This window comes from Leeuwenhoekiella aestuarii (assembly GCF_004104055.1).
GTDB lineage: Bacteria > Bacteroidota > Bacteroidia > Flavobacteriales > Flavobacteriaceae > Leeuwenhoekiella > Leeuwenhoekiella aestuarii.
In genome coordinates, this window is the sequence record NZ_QOVJ01000003.1 from 515,466 (window position 1) to 533,665 (window position 18,200).

Annotated in this window: 14 protein-coding genes; 9 read left to right on the forward strand and 5 right to left on the reverse strand. The window is 36.0% G+C overall.

What is annotated here, in order from left to right; genetic code table 11:
• Positions 1–388 precede the first annotated feature (388 nt).
• Positions 389–892, reverse strand: coding sequence for an OmpH/Skp family outer membrane protein (locus tag DSM03_RS11140; RefSeq protein ID WP_128760592.1), 504 nt, complete (start codon positions 890–892; stop codon positions 389–391).
• Between the two features lie 497 nt (positions 893–1,389).
• Here DSM03_RS11140 and DSM03_RS11145 point away from each other — a divergent pair, with 497 nt between their 5' ends.
• Complete coding sequence (locus DSM03_RS11145; protein WP_236638770.1) at positions 1,390–2,412, forward strand: hypothetical protein; 1,023 nt, start codon at positions 1,390–1,392, stop codon at positions 2,410–2,412.
• Between the two features lie 337 nt (positions 2,413–2,749).
• Here the strand turns inward: DSM03_RS11145 and DSM03_RS11150 are convergent, their stop codons facing one another.
• Together DSM03_RS11150 and DSM03_RS11155 are read right to left on the reverse strand one after the other, a co-directional pair.
• On the reverse strand, positions 2,750–3,475 hold the full coding sequence (locus DSM03_RS11150) for a Two component regulator three Y domain protein (RefSeq protein ID WP_161567068.1): 726 nt from the start codon (positions 3,473–3,475) through the stop codon (positions 2,750–2,752).
• A gap of 430 nt (positions 3,476–3,905) precedes the next feature.
• Positions 3,906–4,571 carry an alpha/beta hydrolase gene (locus tag DSM03_RS11155; RefSeq protein ID WP_128760594.1) on the reverse strand — a complete coding sequence of 222 codons (666 nt, stop codon included), beginning with the start codon at positions 4,569–4,571 and terminating at the stop codon, positions 3,906–3,908.
• Between the two features lie 183 nt (positions 4,572–4,754).
• On the opposite strand from DSM03_RS11155, the gene DSM03_RS11160 reads away from it, so the two are divergent.
• The 8 genes from DSM03_RS11160 (at position 4,755) to DSM03_RS11195 (ending at position 12,646) form a co-directional block, all read left to right on the forward strand.
• The gene (locus DSM03_RS11160) at positions 4,755–5,180 is read left to right on the forward strand and encodes a PaaI family thioesterase (RefSeq protein ID WP_128760595.1); all 426 of its coding nucleotides are present in this window, start codon (positions 4,755–4,757) and stop codon (positions 5,178–5,180) included.
• A 1-nt stretch (position 5,181) separates the two neighbouring features.
• On the forward strand, positions 5,182–6,294 hold the full coding sequence (locus tag DSM03_RS11165) for a chorismate-binding protein (protein ID WP_128760596.1): 1,113 nt from the start codon (positions 5,182–5,184) through the stop codon (positions 6,292–6,294).
• A 31-nt stretch (positions 6,295–6,325) separates the two neighbouring features.
• On the forward strand, positions 6,326–8,041 hold the full coding sequence (gene menD / locus DSM03_RS11170) for a 2-succinyl-5-enolpyruvyl-6-hydroxy-3-cyclohexene-1-carboxylic-acid synthase (RefSeq protein WP_128760597.1): 1,716 nt from the start codon (positions 6,326–6,328) through the stop codon (positions 8,039–8,041).
• Between the two features lie 69 nt (positions 8,042–8,110).
• A complete protein-coding gene (locus DSM03_RS11175) occupies positions 8,111–8,452 on the forward strand; it encodes a DUF2853 family protein (RefSeq protein WP_128760598.1) in 342 nt (113 codons plus the stop codon).
• Positions 8,453–8,817: 365 nt separating this feature from the next.
• On the forward strand, positions 8,818–9,660 hold the full coding sequence (locus DSM03_RS11180) for a CvfB family protein (protein ID WP_128760599.1): 843 nt from the start codon (positions 8,818–8,820) through the stop codon (positions 9,658–9,660).
• Positions 9,661–9,709: 49 nt separating this feature from the next.
• Complete coding sequence (locus DSM03_RS11185; protein ID WP_128760600.1) at positions 9,710–10,549, forward strand: 1,4-dihydroxy-2-naphthoyl-CoA synthase; 840 nt, start codon at positions 9,710–9,712, stop codon at positions 10,547–10,549.
• Between the two features lie 56 nt (positions 10,550–10,605).
• Positions 10,606–11,124, forward strand: a complete 519-nt coding sequence (locus DSM03_RS11190) for a PH domain-containing protein (protein ID WP_128760601.1) — start codon at positions 10,606–10,608, stop codon at positions 11,122–11,124.
• Positions 11,117–12,646 (forward strand): PH domain-containing protein, encoded by a 1,530-nt coding sequence (locus DSM03_RS11195; RefSeq protein WP_128760602.1) that lies wholly within the window; start codon positions 11,117–11,119, stop codon positions 12,644–12,646. The genes DSM03_RS11190 and DSM03_RS11195 overlap by 8 nt, the downstream gene beginning before the upstream one ends.
• Before the next feature lie 41 nt (positions 12,647–12,687).
• Here the strand turns inward: DSM03_RS11195 and DSM03_RS11200 are convergent, their stop codons facing one another.
• Both DSM03_RS11200 and DSM03_RS11205 read right to left on the reverse strand, forming a co-directional pair.
• Positions 12,688–15,099 (reverse strand): alpha-ketoacid dehydrogenase subunit alpha/beta, encoded by a 2,412-nt coding sequence (locus tag DSM03_RS11200; RefSeq protein ID WP_128760603.1) that lies wholly within the window; start codon positions 15,097–15,099, stop codon positions 12,688–12,690.
• Positions 15,100–15,285: 186 nt separating this feature from the next.
• A complete protein-coding gene (locus tag DSM03_RS11205; protein WP_128760604.1) occupies positions 15,286–18,117 on the reverse strand; it encodes a gluzincin family metallopeptidase in 2,832 nt (943 codons plus the stop codon).
• Positions 18,118–18,200: the final 83 nt, after the last annotated feature.

Sequence of the window (18,200 nt, forward strand, 5' to 3'; positions counted from 1 at the left end):
ATATACGGGTGATATACGGGTGATCTACGGGTGAACCCCGCGTGAACCTTGGGTGAAGTACAGGTAAAGTAGGGGATAATGCAAGCAACCTTTTAATTCAGTCTTTTTAGAAGCTTTTATGGATTTAAATAGCGGATTCCTAATTGTAAATATAAGCTAGTTTTCAAGTCTTGTCAAGTTAGAATCTAGAACAACGAGCTATTTCTTTATTCTTAATCTTTAGGAGATATGTGCGCTAAGGAACTGCAAAAGTTTTCCCAAGCCCTCAGGATTTTATACTTCGTGTAAAATACCGGAATGGGAAATGTATCTTAAATATTCTAAAGTTTTCATCGAAGCAAAAATTGGTTCACCATTGTATAACTAACCAATTATTATAGAAGATACCCTAATTAATTCCCAATGCGCGTTTAACTTCAGGCATTAGGTCTTTTCCCTTTGCCATAACCAGACCGGCATCTTTAGAAGAGTCTAACACATATAAAAAGCCCAGATTATCTGCGATTTTAGTCACTAAGTCTTTGGCTTTTTGCTTTACAGGAGCATAGAGGAGTTCGCGTTTTTCAGCGAGTTGTTTATCTATATTCTGCTGAGTTTGCGCTAGGTTACGTTCAATGAGTTCGAGATCACTTTTTCGTTTTTCCTTTTCTTCAGTAGATAAGGTAGAGGCCTCATCTTCAAACTTTACAAATTGTGCCTGATATTCACGGTACGAAGTTTCAAAATCACGTTGGTACGCTTGCTTGAGTCGGTTGAGTTCTGCATCAGCTTCAGCCCCTAGCGGCATACTGTTGATGACTTCTTCCATATTAATATGCGCAACAGTTCCCTGAGCAGAAAGCGTCACAGAAAGTGTTATAAAAAGTATACAAGCAATGTGTTTAAATTTCATAAGGGGTATTTTCAGTATTTATAATGAAAAAATGAGTTTCTAAGAATATAAATAATCTATTTTCAAATATGATGCCCAATTATTCAAATAGGGCTTAGATTCAAAAATACAGTTATTTCAGCTATTTATAATAAAAGACTGTTCTAGATACGTAGTGTTTCATTTGGTTCTGAATTATCTATACATTTCCTGCTAGCATTAATGAAACAGGATATATTCTGTGGAATTTACTCGATAATCGATTTTTAAATGCTCCGAGACTTTTCTCGTTATAAAAATGTATCGTTCAGCTTCTTGTTTCGCGGGCTTGTACCGAAGGAGTTTACTCAAATTAATCTTAAAAACAAATGCTAAGAACATGGATCTTTGCAACTTTACTCGATAATCGAGATTTAACTGTTCCGAGACTTGTTTCGTTTTAAAAACGTATTGTTCAGTTTAATGCTTCGCGGGTTTGTCCGGAAGTAGTTTATCCATAATTTATAAACCTTCATTTTATGCAGAATAATTTACAATTCACGTTAGTACTTTTTGTCTTGCTGATCACAAATATATCACAGGCTCAAAATAACCGCTCTTCTAACGGATTTAAAGATTATTTTCCAATCGCAGAACGCCCTTTTCTTGCTGCCGGTACAGGAAATAATCCTTACGAAAAAATTTTACTTGAAGCAAAACCTGTAGTTTATTATAGTATATATAACGATATACGCGATGCGCTTAACAGAGATACCATTGTTGCCGGAGATGCTATTTATTTAAGTATTCAGCCTCATTTACGTATTTATGACGAAAACTCTAAACCAGTAAAAACACCTTCGTATAAAGCATTTATTGGTTGGCAATCTATAATAAAGACCAAAAACAATAATTTTCTTACGGCAGCTATAGAAACGGGTCATTATTCTAATGGGCAAAGTAAGTCGGCTTTTAGTGAGGAGTTTGAAGATAATTCAGATGAAAGTAGCGCTTTATATGATGATATAACAGATGATACAGATTTGGCAGTATTGCTCAATAGGTCTTCCGGAAATTTTTCAACCAATTTGACGCGTGTGTCTTTAAATTACCGAATCAATACCTTTGATGAATCTAATTATCCGTTGCGCTCGCATTCCTTTACGCTGGCGTATCAATTGTATCACAACCGATTTTTAGGCGCTTTTCAATTCGGCGGTTACAACCCTGAAGATATAGATATCTACGGCAGGCATCAGATAGAGAGCTGGTATGAGTTTACTGCACACTTTAAAAAAATGCGTTATAGCCTATCACAGCGTGTTTTTCTACATCCCGATGTACATCCTTCTGCTGTGATATATCGTTCTGAAACCAGCGCAACTTTGTATCCTTGGGATACCGATTTAGGTTTTATGGCTCGTTTTAATTTTGGCTATGATGATTACAATTACCGCTTTGTAGATAATTACCCCAGATTTTCAATAAGCCTAACATGGGATTGGTTTACGCCATTTGTGGTTAAACCCAGAAAACTGCAGGTTCCCAAAGAACGAGAATAAATTATTAAGAGACGTGATTTGTGATTACTGTTTAAAATAGTTCAACATATTAAGAATAAAAAAAAGCCTTTACAGTGTTGCTGCAAAGGCTTTTTTAATGATTTAATACTTCATTCAAGATAAGTTAGAATATCTTTTTTGTTCTTAAATGTACAGCAGAATGGAATAAGTTCATTTTTAGATGGGTGAATGTCAGGGAGAATATATTATGTTACTCTTAGCCATTGTAAAGGATTAGGAGCAAGAGCACGTGTAATAAATAAAAAGACCTGTACATACTTACGTCACAGGTCTTTTTTCCAACTTAAAACTAATTTATTATGATTTGGGGAAATCTTTATTCATTAGAAGCAAGAGTAGCATTACTGTCTAAATGCTCAGTAAATGCGATACCCTCATTATAATTATCAAAGTTATTAGATGCTAAAGCAACAGCTTGAAGATTTTTCATTTTAGAAAGACCTGCAGGAATCATACCAGCTAAGTCATTGCTTGATAAGTTTAATTCTTTAAGATTCTCTAATTGTAATACAGCAACAGGAAGTTGACCATTAAGGTTGTTATCAAAAAGATTTAATACTTGAAGATTTTTAAGGTTACCTAAATCATCACTTAAAGAACCGCTTAGGTTATTACTAGTAAGTAACAATTGCTCAAGGTTTGTAAGATTATAGATTGTATTAGGTAATTTACCATCTAGCATATTACCGTTAAGAACTAATACTTTTAAATTTTTGAGGTTTCCAATAGTAGCAGGAATAGAACCTTGTATTTTGTTAAAAAATAACTCTAAAGAAACTAAAGCATCAAGATTACCTAAACTTTCTGGTAATTGACCATTTAAATTATTCATGCTTAGGTTAAGTCCTACAACATTATTATTTACAACTTTAACACCGTGCCAAGTTGCAACATCAGAATTAAGGTCCCAAGTATTGTTCCACTCAGCACCATTTGTAGCGTCATATAAATCAATCAAAGCCTGTTTCTGTGTACTTGAAACTTCTGCCAAAGCTGAAAAACTTAAGAAAGCTATTGCTAAAAAAGTAAAGATTGATTTCATACAGATTTGATTTATTTGTTTGATAACGTAAATATAGCGCATTTAAACCTTTAAATGCAATAATACTCGATGAAATACACTTAATTTTTTGCAAGTACATTAATTAGTGTTATTTAACTTGTATAAAACACTTTATAAATTACGTTTTTCGTGTTTTTAATCTAATGATACAACAGTTGAAATACATTTTAAACTTATTCTTAAATAGAATTTGGAAGTATTTTCCTACACACTTATAGTTTGTAAAGTAATAAAAAAAGGAATCTGAGTAATCAGATTCCTTTTATCAACTAAAAACTAATGTAAAAAACAAACAACAAACTAAATTCTAAATCTTATTCCTATTTTATAATGCAATACCGTTTTGAAAGAAAAGAGTTATTCGTTTATAATATAGTGATTTAAGTCTTTTATAGGCAAATAAATTCGATTAACTGCAAGTCTTGAATTTGTCAGCTACTTGTAAAATAGCTTTTTCACTTACTGTATGTTTTCCTTCAAAAGGAACCTTTTCAATATTTTCACCAAATATTTTTTGAACAAACTCAAGTTCTTGCTCCAGTTTATTCGGTGTGAGGTATTCATCTTCTAATCCGTACGTGATAAAAGTTTGTAGGTCTCTAATGTTACTAAAATCTGCAGTATTTAAATTTTTAGGTATGCTGCCAGAATGCAGCACGAGTGTATTGCAGATTTGCTTTCTATAAGCCAGCCAACGCGTAACTATTGAAACTCCTTGCGAAAAGCCCAATACCACAAAATTTATACGACAGTTAAGCTTCGGCTCTAATTCAGATTTATAAACAGCATCCAGATAGTTGAGAACATTTTCTATTTCATCTTCAGTATTAATGCGGGTGACCCAAGAAGCTCCTACATATTTATAACGCTTGTCTTGATAGTATTTGCTGGGAGCTTGCGGTGCTACTATATAATTCTCTGCAGCATTCAAGCTTTCAAAATGATTTAAAAAATAGGAACTCAGATACCCCAGACCGTGACAAACAAGCCAGACATTTTTTGTTTTTTTAGTAAACTCGTTGAGAGTTTGATAAGTATTGGTGGTTTGATAACTCACCTTTTTTTCTTCTCGCATCTTTTAGGTTTAGTATCTTTATCGGCCATTTAGCATTAGATTTTTCACAGTATTCTGAATTTGATGGAAGTAGATAGGTTGTACTATTTTTTACAACTGCAAAATAAACAATAGTCAATACAAGCTTGGAGCAAGCACGGGTGATTATCCTAAATAATAAATTTTTTTTTTAAAAGACTTATAATGAATCAAGAACAAAAAGAGCAAGCCCTGAAGCGTTGCAACGCCATTTGCAAAAACACCTTGATGGAAACTTTAGATATTGAGTTTATAGATATAGGTGATAACTTTTTAACTGCATCTATGCCGGTAAGCTCAAAAGTGCATCAGCCTGATGGTGTATTACACGGTGGCGCTTCTGTTGCATTGGCAGAAAGTGTAGGCAGTGCAGCAAGTATGATGTTTCTTGATGTTGAAAAAGTCTTTGTTAGAGGAATCGAGATCTCTGCAAATCATGTAAAAAGTATTTCTGAAGGTTTGGTGTATGCTAAAGCTACCTATTTACATAAAGGGCGCACCACACAATTGTGGGAAATACGAATCACCAATGAAAATCAAGAATTGATTTCGCTCGTAAAATTAACTACCATAGCTTTGCCTAAAAAATAGCATGACTACAGAAGACTTGTTTAGCAAGGCTAATGCCCAGTATGCCAAGAATTTGCCGTTTGTGCTTTATAGAAAACCCGAAGCAGACCTACTCAATGGTTTGTTTCAGGAAGATGATTTTTTGCATAAAGTAGAGACTTTTGAAGAAACCGGTTTTGTTTTTTCTCCTTTTGATAAGGATAAAACTGGTATTCTGATTCCAGGAATCCCTGAAGTAACCACAGATTATATAGAAGAAAAAGCTTCTTTAAGAAGCACGATTATTAAGACCGAAAGTGCAGCAGAAGCTGCTCATATACAATTAGTAGAAAAAGCTTTAGCGGCTATACAAAATTCAGTGCTTCAAAAAGTGGTGCTTTCGCGGGAGCAAAGTCAGGAAATTGAAAACGTAAATCCCATCACTATATTTAAAAGACTTCTGTTTAATTATAAGACTGCCTTTGTCTATATATGGCATCACCCTCAAGTGGGCACCTGGTTAGGTGCAACACCTGAAACGTTGTTATCGTTAAGGGGAAGGAAGTTTGAAACCATGGCACTTGCCGGAACTCAAAAATTTACGGGTTCTGTAGCCGTAACTTGGGGTGATAAAGAAATTTACGAGCAGCAGTTAGTCACTGATGAGATCATTACCAATTTGCAATCTTTTGATTTACGCTCCTTACATGTAGGTGATCGAGAAACTCACCAAGCCGGAACTTTATTGCATTTGCGAACGTTGATCTCAGGAACGTTTAATACCGAAGGTCAAAATCTAAAGTCTTTATTGAAAGCGTTGCATCCCACACCGGCTGTTTGTGGTTTACCGCGAGATCTGGCTAAAGACTTTATTATGCAGGAGGAAAACTATGATAGAGCGTTTTACACCGGTTTTCTGGGTGAACTTAATATTCTTAGAGACACTTCAAAGAAAAGATCGCGACGTAATGTTGAAAATCTGGCCTATAAGACTTTAAAAAACGAAACCAAGCTTTTTGTAAATTTAAGGTGTATGCAATATACAGATTCTAAGGCACTTATTTATATAGGTGGCGGCATCACTGTGGCTTCAAACCCTAAGCTTGAATGGCAAGAAACTGTAAATAAAGCACAAACTATTGCGAGTGCTCTTTAAGGCTTTTGCTTTGTTGTATTTTTGTGATTAAATGAAATATTCTAGTATACCCATCGCACAGTCTGTTGTTTTGCTTTGTTTAGAAAAAGGCATCAACCATGTTGTTATATCTCCGGGATCGCGTAATGCTCCACTCACCATAGGTTTTACTCATCATCCTGACATTCATACTTACAGTATAGTTGACGAGCGTTCTGCGGCATTTTTTGCATTAGGTCTCGCACAGCAATTACAAAAACCGGTAGCTGTTTGTTGTACTTCCGGGAGTGCGGTTTTAAATTATTATCCTGCAATTTCAGAAGCTTTTTACAGCGATATCCCACTTGTAGTTATTTCTGCAGATCGTCCTATTGAGCGCATAGATATAGGAGATGGCCAGACCATTCGTCAGCGGAATGTATTTGAAAATCATATTTTATATTCGGCTAATTTATATTCTGAATATGTGCCGGATACTCCGTTAACAGACCCAAAACTAATTCAGAAACAGCGTGAGGTCACCATGCACAATCAGCAAGAGATCAATAAAGCGCTAAATGAAGCATTAGTAGGGCAGGGGCCAGTTCATATCAATGTTCCGTTTTATGAGCCTTTATACAATACAACTGAAGAAAAACTGGTAAATCCTATTCTGGTAGATCAGCAACCTAAAGCCATCGAACTTACCGATGACCAATTAGTACCGTTTCTTTCTAAATGGAATAAAGCCAAGCGGAAACTGGTGTTGATAGGCGTATTGCACCCCAATACCATAGAGCAGGAATATTTAGACCGTTTGGGTGGAGATCCTAGTGTTTTAGTTTTTACCGAAACAACGTCTAATCTACATCACCCTAATTTCTTTACCAGAACAGATAATATTATTGGTTCTCTAGACGACGCCGGTTTTAAAGATCTGCAACCAGAAATTCTCGTGACTCTGGGCGGAATGGTCATTTCAAAAAAAATAAAAGCCTTTTTAAGAAATTATCAACCGCAAGAACATTGGCATATAGATCCTAAAAAAGCTTACGATACGTATTTCTGCCTCAATAAGCATTTTAAAATGCCGGTAAATTTTTTCTGGTCCAGATTTTTAGATCAGGCTCAGCCGGTAGCTAGTAATTATCAGTCAGAATGGCTTGAAATTAGAGAACGACGAGATGCGATGCATAAAGCCTATACAGATCAAATGACTTGGTGTGACTTTAAAGCTTTTGATTTGGTTTTAAAAGAAATCAGGCAAGATAGTTTATTGCAACTGGGGAATAGTTCAACCGTTCGCTATGTACAACTCTTTGATATTGATAAATCACTAAAAGTTTATTGCAATCGTGGGACGAGCGGTATAGACGGAAGTACTTCTACTGCAGTAGGTGCGGCAACCGCAGCTCAGTTACCCACAACGCTAATCACCGGTGATCTCAGTTTTTTTTACGACAGTAACGGACTCTGGAATGCTTATTTACCGAACGATTTTAAGGTAATTGTGATTAATAATAGTGGAGGTGGGATTTTTAGAATTCTTCCGGGGGATAAAGAATCTCAGGCTTTCGAGACATATTTTGAAACATCCCATAACCTCGATGCATCTCATCTTTGTAAGATGTTTGGCTTGCGTTATTTTACCGCAGCAAGCGAAGAAGAACTTAAACTGGCTCACCGGGATTTTTATGCTGAAAAGAGCAAGCCCTGTCTTCTTGAAATCAAAACACCGAGACTAGAAAATGACCGTATCTTGCTGAGCTACTTTGATTACATCAGATAACTTTTTTTAAATTTTATGTATCTTTAAAGAAGTTAAATAATTTAATCCACTAAAAAATTAAGTATCCTCATGAGTAAAAGAGATGAAATGATTGCTAAATATGCAGCAGACCTTAAAGAAAAATTAGGTGTTGATGCAGATATGGATTTGCTAACCAAGGTAACCATTGGTTGCGGTCCTTCAATTTATAACAAAGATTCTTCAACAGTTTCCGGAGGAAGTGAATCAGAATTAGAAACTGTAAAAAATAACTTTCTTATCAAAAAATTAGGCCTAAGTGACGGTCCTGCATTGATGGAAGGTATCAAGAAAGTATTAGAAGACTATGGTACTTCTAACCGTAATAAATACCGTGCAGTTGTATATTATTTACTGACTAAGCATTTTGGTAAAGAAGAAGTTTACAGTTAGTAATTACTATATATAAAATATTGAAAACCGCCTCAAATACTGAGGCGGTTTTTTATTGACCCTGCTAAAGAATATACTATCCCGAAGCTTGTCTAGAAAGAAATTTCTTTTTAAAGAATGCCTCGTGAGCCTACCCTTGTCGGCAGACAGGCTTGCCTCGTGTAATTTACTGCTTTACTGTTGCGCTGGCTTTACTGAACAATCGAGATTTAAACGCGTTAAGTGTTATTCTGTATCATAATCTATTTCCTTTTAATGCTTTGCAGATTTGTTACAAGCCCGTTTACTGCTTATACGCTATAATGATCAAATTAGGAGGTTGATCCTCTTATTTTTCCTAATTTTGAACACCTTAAATAAAAACTATGCTGGCACTAGGCGAATACCATAAAATGATAATAGATCGTGATGTAAGCCCCGGTCTTTACTTGCGAGATGAAGATGAAAATGAGGTGTTGCTTCCCGGTAAATATGCTCCAGAAGGTTTTCAACTTGAAGATGAGATCGAGGTTTTTGTATATCTGGATAACGAAGAACGTCCTGTGGCAACTACCCTAAAACCGTATATTTTAAAAAATGGGTTTGCTTATTTAAAATGTACTTCGGTAACAAAAATAGGTGCCTTTGTAGACTGGGGATTGGACAAAGAATTATTTGTTCCGTTTTCTAATCAGGTAACCGAAATGCGCGAAGGCAGTTGGTATCTTGTCTATATGTATCTTGATGAGCGAACCAATCGCTTAGTAGGTTCTTCAAAATTCAATACCTATTTAAAAAATGAGGATATTGATGTTCAGAAATTTGATAAAGTAAATCTCTTGGTTTCTCATTTTTCAGAACATGGAGCGCACGTGATCATTAATGAGACTTATCAAGGTTTGGTTCATAAAGACACAATTTTTGAAGACATACGTGTAGGAGACAGACTTCCTGGTTACATTAAGCGTGTGCGAGAAGATAAAAAGATAGATGTATTGCTTCAGCCAGAAGGTTATAAGAGTGTAGAGCCTAATGCGCAGTTTATTTATGAAGAATTAAAGCGTAATGGGGGTAGTTTGCCCGTTCACGATAAAAGTTCGCCAGAAGATATTAACGCGTATTTTGGGATTAGCAAAAAGCTTTTCAAAAAGGCAATTGGTGCTTTGTATCGCGATCGTCAGATTAATATTACAGAGAAGAGCATCGAACTCAGAAATCAAGAAGATTAAACTTTAGTAGGATTGTTTCGCTTTTGTGAAAATTTATAAAGAATATACCATGCAAGAACCTGATTGGAAAATTGTAAAAGAATACCAAGATATCACCTTTAAAAAAGCAGATGGGGTAGCGCGTATCGCGTTCAACCGTCCTGAAGTGCGTAATGCTTTTAGGCCCAAAACAACTGCAGAATTATTGGATGCTTTTCATATTGCACAAGAAGACACTTCGGTAGGTGTGGTTTTATTATCTGCAGAAGGACCTTCTCCAAAAGATGGAGTATATAGTTTTTGTAGCGGTGGCGATCAGAAAGCTCGTGGCGATCAGGGTTATGTTGGAGATGACGGCTATCACCGTTTGAATATACTTGATGTACAGCGCTTGATTAGGTTTATGCCAAAGGCAGTTATTGCAGTTGTTCCCGGATGGGCTGTAGGTGGAGGTCATAGTTTACACGTAGTATGTGATTTGACATTGGCGAGTAAAGAGCACGCTATTTTTAAACAAACTGATGCTGATGTAACCAGCTTTGACGGTGGTTACGGTTCTGCATATTTAGCTAAAATGGTAGGACAAAAACGCGCGCGTGAGATTTTCTTTTTAGGTCGAAACTACTCTGCTCAGGAAGCTTATGAAATGGGAATGGTAAATGCTGTGATTCCACATGAGGAATTAGAAGCTACAGCCTATGAGTGGGCCCAAGAGATTCTTGCAAAATCTCCAACTTCTATCAAAATGCTAAAATTTGCAATGAACCTTACTGATGACGGTATGGTGGGGCAGCAGGTTTTTGCCGGTGAAGCCACACGTTTGGCGTATATGACTGAAGAAGCTAAAGAAGGTAGAAATGCATTTTTAGAGAAAAGAAAGCCCAATTTTGAGAAAAAATGGATTCCATAGTCGGTAAATTGAATAGGTTCTAGTATTTTTATTAGCAACCCTATCAAAAAACTCAGATGGAATATACGTTTACAAATGCCCCGGTAGACTTAGAGACCTTACCAGATTATCAGCAATTAACTTATAAAACGGTTTCAAAAATGAGACTCTATAAAGTATGGGCTATTCTGGCAATTTTCTTTGTTCTTATTGCGATAGGACTGTATTTTTTACGTGAAGCAACTGATGTACCTATGCTTATTCCCGGTTTGATTACTGGATTTATAATAATCTTTGGATTGCTTTTTCTCTATCAGTTTATGCTTCAGAAAAAACTAGGCTATGCGTTGCGAGAGCGTGATATAGCTTATAAGAGAGGCTTTCTTTTTGAAAAAATAACAGTTATACCCTTTAACCGAATTCAGCACATTTCTACTTCTGCAGGGGCGCTAGATAAAATATTTAAGATCGCGAACCTCAATATTTTTACAGCAGGAGGTGCAGGAAGTGATATTAATATTCCCGGATTACCGCCTGAACTTGCGGCAAGACTTAAAGATAAAGTAGCTAATCATCTTACCGAAGCAGATGAATAGATCTTTTTCCGAACCACAACTGCAGTCAAAACCGGGAGTACTTTTTATCTTTTTCTCTCAGTTTTATAAATTCTTAAGAGCGCTTGGGCCGGTATTGTTGTATTTTATAATCAAAGGACCTAAAACAGACTATACTGCACTGATAATATTTGGAATTGCAGCTGCCCTATTACTGCTTCTAGGTTTTAGTGTGCTTTCTTTCTATAGATTTAAATTTCATATCGATTATAAAAACAGTGAATTTGTTTTACAAAAAGGAGTTTTTTCAACAGAATTGATAAGCATTCCTTTTTCAAAAATTCAACAGGTTTACTTTAAGCGCTCGCTATTACAACGGGTAATAGGTGTTTATAGTGTGGTTATAGATACTGCCGGAAGTAGTGGGCAGGAGATTAATATTAAAGCTTTATCTGAATCAAAAGCAAAAGATTTGCAGCAAGTGCTGATGAATGCTGTAAACGAAACTAATCAGGAAACAGAAGCTGCAAATTCAGATAAACCTAAAGAAGAAAAAAAGATTTCTTCTACAGTTTGGAATTATAGATTATCGCCTCTATCGCTATTGAAACTGGGACTTACCAGTAATTATTTTAGAGGTGTCTGGCTGATTCTAATTTTTGTAGGTTCTATCTATCAACAGGTGGGTGATTTTGATTTGGTACAAAGTGATCAATACAAAGAAGGTTTAAAAGGCTATTTAGATGCCTACAGTAAGCCGATTGAGCTATTCATTCTAACTGCTCTGGTATTTATTGGCGTATTTATAATTGGAATGATCATCTCTTGCATAGAGATATTCATCAAATATTTTGATTTGAATCTTACTCAAACTAAAGAAAGTTTAGAACTTGAAATGGGGCTTAAAACCAATACTAAAATCAGTCTCAAACCCAAGAGGGTACAGCTTTTGCGCGTAGTCACTAACCCGATACAAAAACGACTGAATCTTCAGGAAACACAAATAGCTTTAGCTAGCAGTCAGGATAATCTGAGCAAAACAAAAATCTGTATTCCCGGCTTAGAGCGTATGCAAATAGAGCGCGTTAAGCGTTTTTTATTCAGCAGCCCTATGCGACCGGGGCGGGTTTTTAAGCCAGCATTTATCTTATACATTCGCTTGCTTATTTTAGCAAGTTTACCCCTTATATTGACAGCTGTAGTAGCTTCATTTTTAGTGCCTAATTATATGGTTGAAATTATGAGTATACTTTTTATTATTTTCGGTATGCTCATCATTCCTTATCAATATTATTGGTATCGGGCACTTTCTTTAGAGATCACACCAGAGTTTATCATTAGGCGCAAAGGTGTTTGGAATCAAAAAACTGAAATTATAGAGCTTTTTAAGTTACAGGCAGTTACGGTAGATCAACCGATTTGGTACAAAAAACGCCAATTGTATAATTATACATTTCACACAGCCGGTGGAGCTATTTCTTTTCCACTAACTTCACATAAAATGCAACAGTATATCAACTATGCGTTGTATCGGGTAGAAATAAATAAGCAAGCCTGGATGTAGGCTTGCTTATCTTATAATTAGAATAAAAACTGATCAGTTTTTTAGCGAATTGCAGGAAAATCTTTTGGCTTTGCCTCGAGCATAATACTGTAAACTTTTTCAAAAATATCTTCTGCTGAAGGTTTTGAGAAATAATCACCATCTGTACCATAAGCTGGTCTGTGCGGTTTAGCGGTAAGCGTTTGTGGTGCACTGTCTAAGTATTTGAATGCTTTTTGTTTGTCAAGCAAATGCTGCATTAAATAAGCCGAAGCTCCACCCGGCATATCTTCATCAACAACTAGAATACGATTAGTTTTTGCAATACTTTTTACGGTATCGTGATTGAGGTCAAAAGGTAATAGAGATTGTGCATCAATAACTTCAGCATTTATCCCCGAAGCTTGAAGCTCCTGAGCTGCTTGCTGAACTAAACGCAGCGTGCTCCCGTATGAAAGAATTGTGATATCTGTACCGTCTCGTAAAACTTCAACTTTACCAATAGGTGTTGTGAAATTTCCCAGGTTTACCGGTAATTTTTCTTTAAGACGATACCCGTTAAGACATTCTATGATAACCGCTGGTTCATCACTTTGCATCAGGGTATTATAAAAGCCTGCGGCTTTAGTCATATTGCGAGGTGTAAGAATGTAGATTCCTCTCAAAAGACCTAGAAGAGATCCCATTTGTGAGCCACTGTGCCAGATACCTTCTAGACGGTGACCACGAGTTCTTACGATTACCGGTGCTGTTTGTTTTCCGTGTGTTCTGTAGCGTAAAGTTGCGAGATCATCACTCAAGGTTGCCATGGCATACAAGATATAATCCAGATATTGAATTTCAGCAATTGGGCGTAAACCACGTAATGCAAGTCCTATACCTTGACCTATGATCGTAGTTTCACGAATGCCAGCATCAGCAACACGAAGTTCGCCGTATTTTTCCTGTAAACCTTCAAGACCTTGATTTACGTCACCAATGGTACCTGCATCTTCACCAAAAATAATACTATTAGGGTACTTCGTGAATATGGCATCAAAGTTATCTCTTAACACCACACGCGCATCTACTGTTTCAGAATCGTCTTTATATTCAGGAGCGACCTCTGCAATGTTAGTAGCTTTAGTGTCAAATTCACTAAAAACGTGACTGCTATAATTAGGCTGTTCTTTTGTGATGTAATCAGTAACCCAATTTTTAAGTGCTGTGATATCATCACTAGTTTCTTTAGCCACATAACGCAACGTTTTACGTGCAGCAATGATCACATCGTTCTTCAGTGCATCTTTCTCATCAATCAGATTCTGACTGATCGAGTTTATAAATCTTCCGTTTTCACTCTTAGCACTTATTTTATTGATGAGGTTTAAAACGGTTTTTTTCTCTTTCTTTATGGGATTTAAAAATGCTTCCCAAGCTTTTCGCTTGCCTTCGCGTACCTGCCTTTTTATATCTTTTTCAATCTCCTGAAGTTCTTCATCAGTAGCGATCTGGTTATTGATCATCCACTCACGCATTTTAACGTTACAGTCGTTCTCTCGTTCCCATTGCAAACGATCTTTGCTTTTATAACGCTCGTGAGAACCAGAGGTAGAGTGCCCTTGGGGTTGCGTCAATTCTGTGACATGTAGAATTACCGGAACATGATTTTCTCTTGCGATTTTTCCAGCTTTTTCAAAAGCATCCATAAGGGCAGGATAATCCCAACCTTTCACCCTAATGATTTCATAACCGGCTTCATCTTCGTTACGCTGAAAACCACTTAAAATTTCTGAAATATTTTCTTTAGTTGTCTGGTGTTTTGCGTGAACGGAAATCCCATAGTCATCATCCCAAATACTAATAACCATAGGTACCTGCAGGACACCTGCAGCATTTATAGTTTCAAAAAACATACCTTCAGAAGTGCTGGCGTTACCAATAGTTCCCCAAGCAACTTCATTACCCTTATTAGATAAACCATCGGTTTTAACTTCAGGTACGTTTCTAAATATTTTAGAGGCTTGAGCCAATCCTAAAAGGCGCGGCATCTGGCCAGCAGTAGGAGAGATATCTGCACTACTGTTGTATTGTTCTAATAAGTTTTTGAGTTCACCGTTCTCATCCAAGCTGTGTGTGCCAAAGTGCCCACCCATTTGTTTTCCGGCACTCATAGGATCATTATCTATACTGGTATGCGCATAAAGACCCGCGAAGAAATTTTCTATTGAAAAATGACCAATTGCCATCATAAACGTTTGGTCACGATAATATCCCGATCGCCAATCGCCTTTCCTGAAAGCCTTAGCCATTGCTAATTGTGGCACTTCTTTCCCATCGCCAAATATCCCGAATTTTGCTTTGCCAGTTAAAACTTCTCTGCGACCTAATAAACTACATTCTCGGCTTGTAACCGCAATTTTATAGTCATTAAGAACAGTAGCTTTAAAATCATCAAAAGAAAGTTCAGAAGTAGGCTCAGATTTTGTGTGCATAATATTTCAAACGGTTTCGGTAAAAATACAGAAAATTCACCTTACATACAATTCAATAATTTTTTAATAAAATGATAAATTTTCAATAAAAATTAATTCTGTTGAAAATAATTCAATTAAATAAAGATAAATCGAGGTTTTGGTATAGAAAGTTAAATAAAACTTATTTTTTAAATCTTAATATTCTTAGTACCACTTGCGCGTAAATAAACTGAGCATTGTACCAATATCTAAGGTTACAATAAAACGTATTTTTTGATCATAATTGGGTTGTCCTATTTCCCAACCATTAGAAGAATAAATAGGTAAGAAAATCTCAAAATAATCTTCTACAAGAACGGTGCGAATACCGCTATCGTATAAAAAACGTGCAGGGGCTCCTTGATTTTTTATTAAACCGATGTCTGCGTAACCATGAATAAAGTTCCAGATTGTTGTACTGGTATTTACAGATGTAAGCCATTCATTTCCAAAAGGGGTGTCTAACTTAGATTTAAAACCACCTTCTGCAAGTATAAGTTGCTGGCTAAAGAGTCCTGAGTTTTCTGAACGTCCATAATAATTGTACCTAAACAGGTAATCTGTAGGTCTATCCAATGCAAAACTGAAGTAATCACCGCGTGAACGGGTATCGTTATATAAAAATGTTCCGCCAAAGAATCTCAGATCAAACTGACGGTTATTTAAAAATACCCGTCGGTATTTTGCAGTAATAGAAAACTTGCTGAATTTTTGAGATAATTCAAAATCTGTATTCCAACTAAAGGAATTAATAACACCCGGGTTGCTGTTTATGTATCGTACATTAAAAACGCTGTAATTTGGATCATCGTTTACAATCACATTAGATTCATCACGGTATACGTTAATGTTGCTAATTGTAAGATATTGTCTTTTATCTGATCTGAAATCATCAGTACGAAAAGCAAACGTCACAAATGGGCTGTAGGTTTTATACATCGCATCTGGAGCATAAGACGAGAGTGAACCAGACATCCCGAAACGAATCGCAAATAAGTTATCTTCATCAAGATTCTGAGTGTATGAGAAGCCGGCACTACCGGTTAACTTATTTGATTTTAGTCCATATTGAGGTTCTATCTTGTAGTTAAAGGGTTTTGATAACAACGTTTTGTTGTACATTTTAGCCCCTATTTTAAAACCATCGTAAAAGTTGTATTCTGCTACAGGCATAAAGAAAACCTGATTACGAGACGGGTCTTCAAGGTCCTGAAGTAGTTTAAATTGAAACGGTTTATTAACTCCTAAAAATGGATTTACCTTTTTATAGTTATTTCTTCGGTTGAATTCTGGTACAAATCCTTCAGCATTGATTACAACTCTGTCTATGCTACCTGCCGCAATACATATTTGCTTCTCTTTTTCAAATCCTTCGACCCAGGTTTTTGAGACCACTTTATCGCCATTCATTCCATAAACCGGGATAGGCATTTGGCTTTTTGTCTTGTTTCTAAGCTCTATTTTGATTGAGTCACCTTCTTTTTTTACTTCGTTAAACTTGTAATCTATGCGTTTTCTAGAATCAACAAAGTCTTTAAAAAACCAATCCAGGTTTTTTGAGGTTTTGCTTCTTAAAATAGAATCATACGTTTTAGAAGATGTGATTTTAAGTTTATTAGCTACATAAAAATCATCAATGCTTTCGTCTATAATCTCATTAGACAGATATTCTGAGAGGTAATTCATACCGCTCGCTGCTTTGTAAGAATTTGCAATATTTTTATTGAACTTAATCAGGCTGTCATAAGGAGTGGTGAGCGGCTGATCGAGATTCATACGCGCCATATGCATATACAGCAAATTATACTGCTCGTTGAATTCCATCTCTGAAAGGTGAAACTGACGTGCAAGCCAATACCTGTTTAGTGTACCTACGACTTTAAGTTTAGGATAATAATGATCCATATACTTCATCATCGTGTAGGTCTTGATTCCGTCAGCAATCCAGCGATCATCACGTGGGTTTATAAACAGTGTACGATCTACAAAATTGTCTATAGCTGTTTTAAGAATTTTCAGCTCATACTTGAAATCCTGTGGAAACGGACTCAAAAAATCTGGTAATTGATTTAAACCGTAAACAGGATTTTCGGCATAATCGATGTTGCTTATTACTAATTTTTCAAAAGGATAAGTACCCAATTCTTGAGTAAGAAATCCGGTTATTTTATCAATAATAATTGCCTCACGATCGGGGATTACTTTTTCATCAGTAATGTTTGTGACAACGGTAAGATTGTCTGTTTCAGTAATCTGAAATTCTGAAATCTGACGTAAATAAATAGTGGTGTTGTTTTGATCTTTACCTTCTAAATGAACCGTTCGGTACTTGTTATCCTTATTGACCGTTGCAGCTGTTTGTTTCAGTTCATTTACAAATCGATAATTTTTTTTATATGAAAAGTCTATTGAAAAATCTGTAGGAGCCATAAACAGGTCATCCAGATTTTTGTTACTGTAATAATGCCATGTTCCGTCGTAAACTGCAGGAGCAATAAACCAATACTTTAAATTAAAATCACCATTATCAAGCGCTCCATATCCCGTAAATTTCGCGTCGGGAATGCGAATGTTATAATTGAGCTTAATATGTTTAGTTTCTCCCGGTAAAAGCGCATTATTTAGCGTGACTTCGATTACATCTTCAGCCTCTTTAAGGCGTTTAAAAGTAAGATTGCTAAAACTATCGCCTAGAATAGAATTTATTTTTGAAGAACCTCTTTTATCATTTTTAGCTAGGTGAAATTTACGGTCGTAATTTTCTGCAAAACGTTTGCCCAGTTTAGACTGTTTAGAAGAAAAGCTATGCGCCCAATCGTTAAAATAGATTGCTGTTAATGTATCATTTGTAGTGTTCTCAAAATAAACATCCTGTTGGATTAAGAGCATTTTAGACTCCTCAAGAAGTCTTGCAGTTATGTCAATACGATTTTGCGCTTCGCTCGTAAGAGGAAGTGTTAGAAAACCCAGAAGAAGCATAATCAATAACTTCTTCATAGGTGGGTACATAAGTTTGTGATGATATATAGCAAGATTTGCACCGAGATGTCAATTTTTGTTAGAATGAATCAATTACCATA

Excerpts from the sequence above, each read along its gene's own strand:
- menD (WP_128760597.1), top strand. The coding sequence starts at position 6,326 with ATGAAATATTCTAGTATACCCATCGCACAGTCTGTTGTTTTGCTTTGT.
- DSM03_RS11140 (WP_128760592.1), bottom strand. The coding sequence starts at position 892 with ATGAAATTTAAACACATTGCTTGTATACTTTTTATAACACTTTCTGTG.
- DSM03_RS11150 (WP_161567068.1), bottom strand. The coding sequence starts at position 3,475 with ATGAAATCAATCTTTACTTTTTTAGCAATAGCTTTCTTAAGTTTTTCA.
- DSM03_RS11195 (WP_128760602.1), top strand. The coding sequence starts at position 11,117 with ATGAATAGATCTTTTTCCGAACCACAACTGCAGTCAAAACCGGGAGTA.
- DSM03_RS11185 (WP_128760600.1), top strand. The coding sequence starts at position 9,710 with ATGCAAGAACCTGATTGGAAAATTGTAAAAGAATACCAAGATATCACC.
- DSM03_RS11190 (WP_128760601.1), top strand. The coding sequence starts at position 10,606 with ATGGAATATACGTTTACAAATGCCCCGGTAGACTTAGAGACCTTACCA.
- DSM03_RS11160 (WP_128760595.1), top strand. The coding sequence starts at position 4,755 with ATGAATCAAGAACAAAAAGAGCAAGCCCTGAAGCGTTGCAACGCCATT.
- DSM03_RS11180 (WP_128760599.1), top strand. The coding sequence starts at position 8,818 with ATGCTGGCACTAGGCGAATACCATAAAATGATAATAGATCGTGATGTA.
- DSM03_RS11175 (WP_128760598.1), top strand. The coding sequence starts at position 8,111 with ATGAGTAAAAGAGATGAAATGATTGCTAAATATGCAGCAGACCTTAAA.
- DSM03_RS11200 (WP_128760603.1), bottom strand. The coding sequence starts at position 15,099 with ATGCACACAAAATCTGAGCCTACTTCTGAACTTTCTTTTGATGATTTT.
- DSM03_RS11165 (WP_128760596.1), top strand. The coding sequence starts at position 5,182 with ATGACTACAGAAGACTTGTTTAGCAAGGCTAATGCCCAGTATGCCAAG.
- DSM03_RS11155 (WP_128760594.1), bottom strand. The coding sequence starts at position 4,571 with ATGCGAGAAGAAAAAAAGGTGAGTTATCAAACCACCAATACTTATCAA.
- DSM03_RS11145 (WP_236638770.1), top strand. The coding sequence starts at position 1,390 with ATGCAGAATAATTTACAATTCACGTTAGTACTTTTTGTCTTGCTGATC.
- DSM03_RS11205 (WP_128760604.1), bottom strand. The coding sequence starts at position 18,117 with ATGAAGAAGTTATTGATTATGCTTCTTCTGGGTTTTCTAACACTTCCT.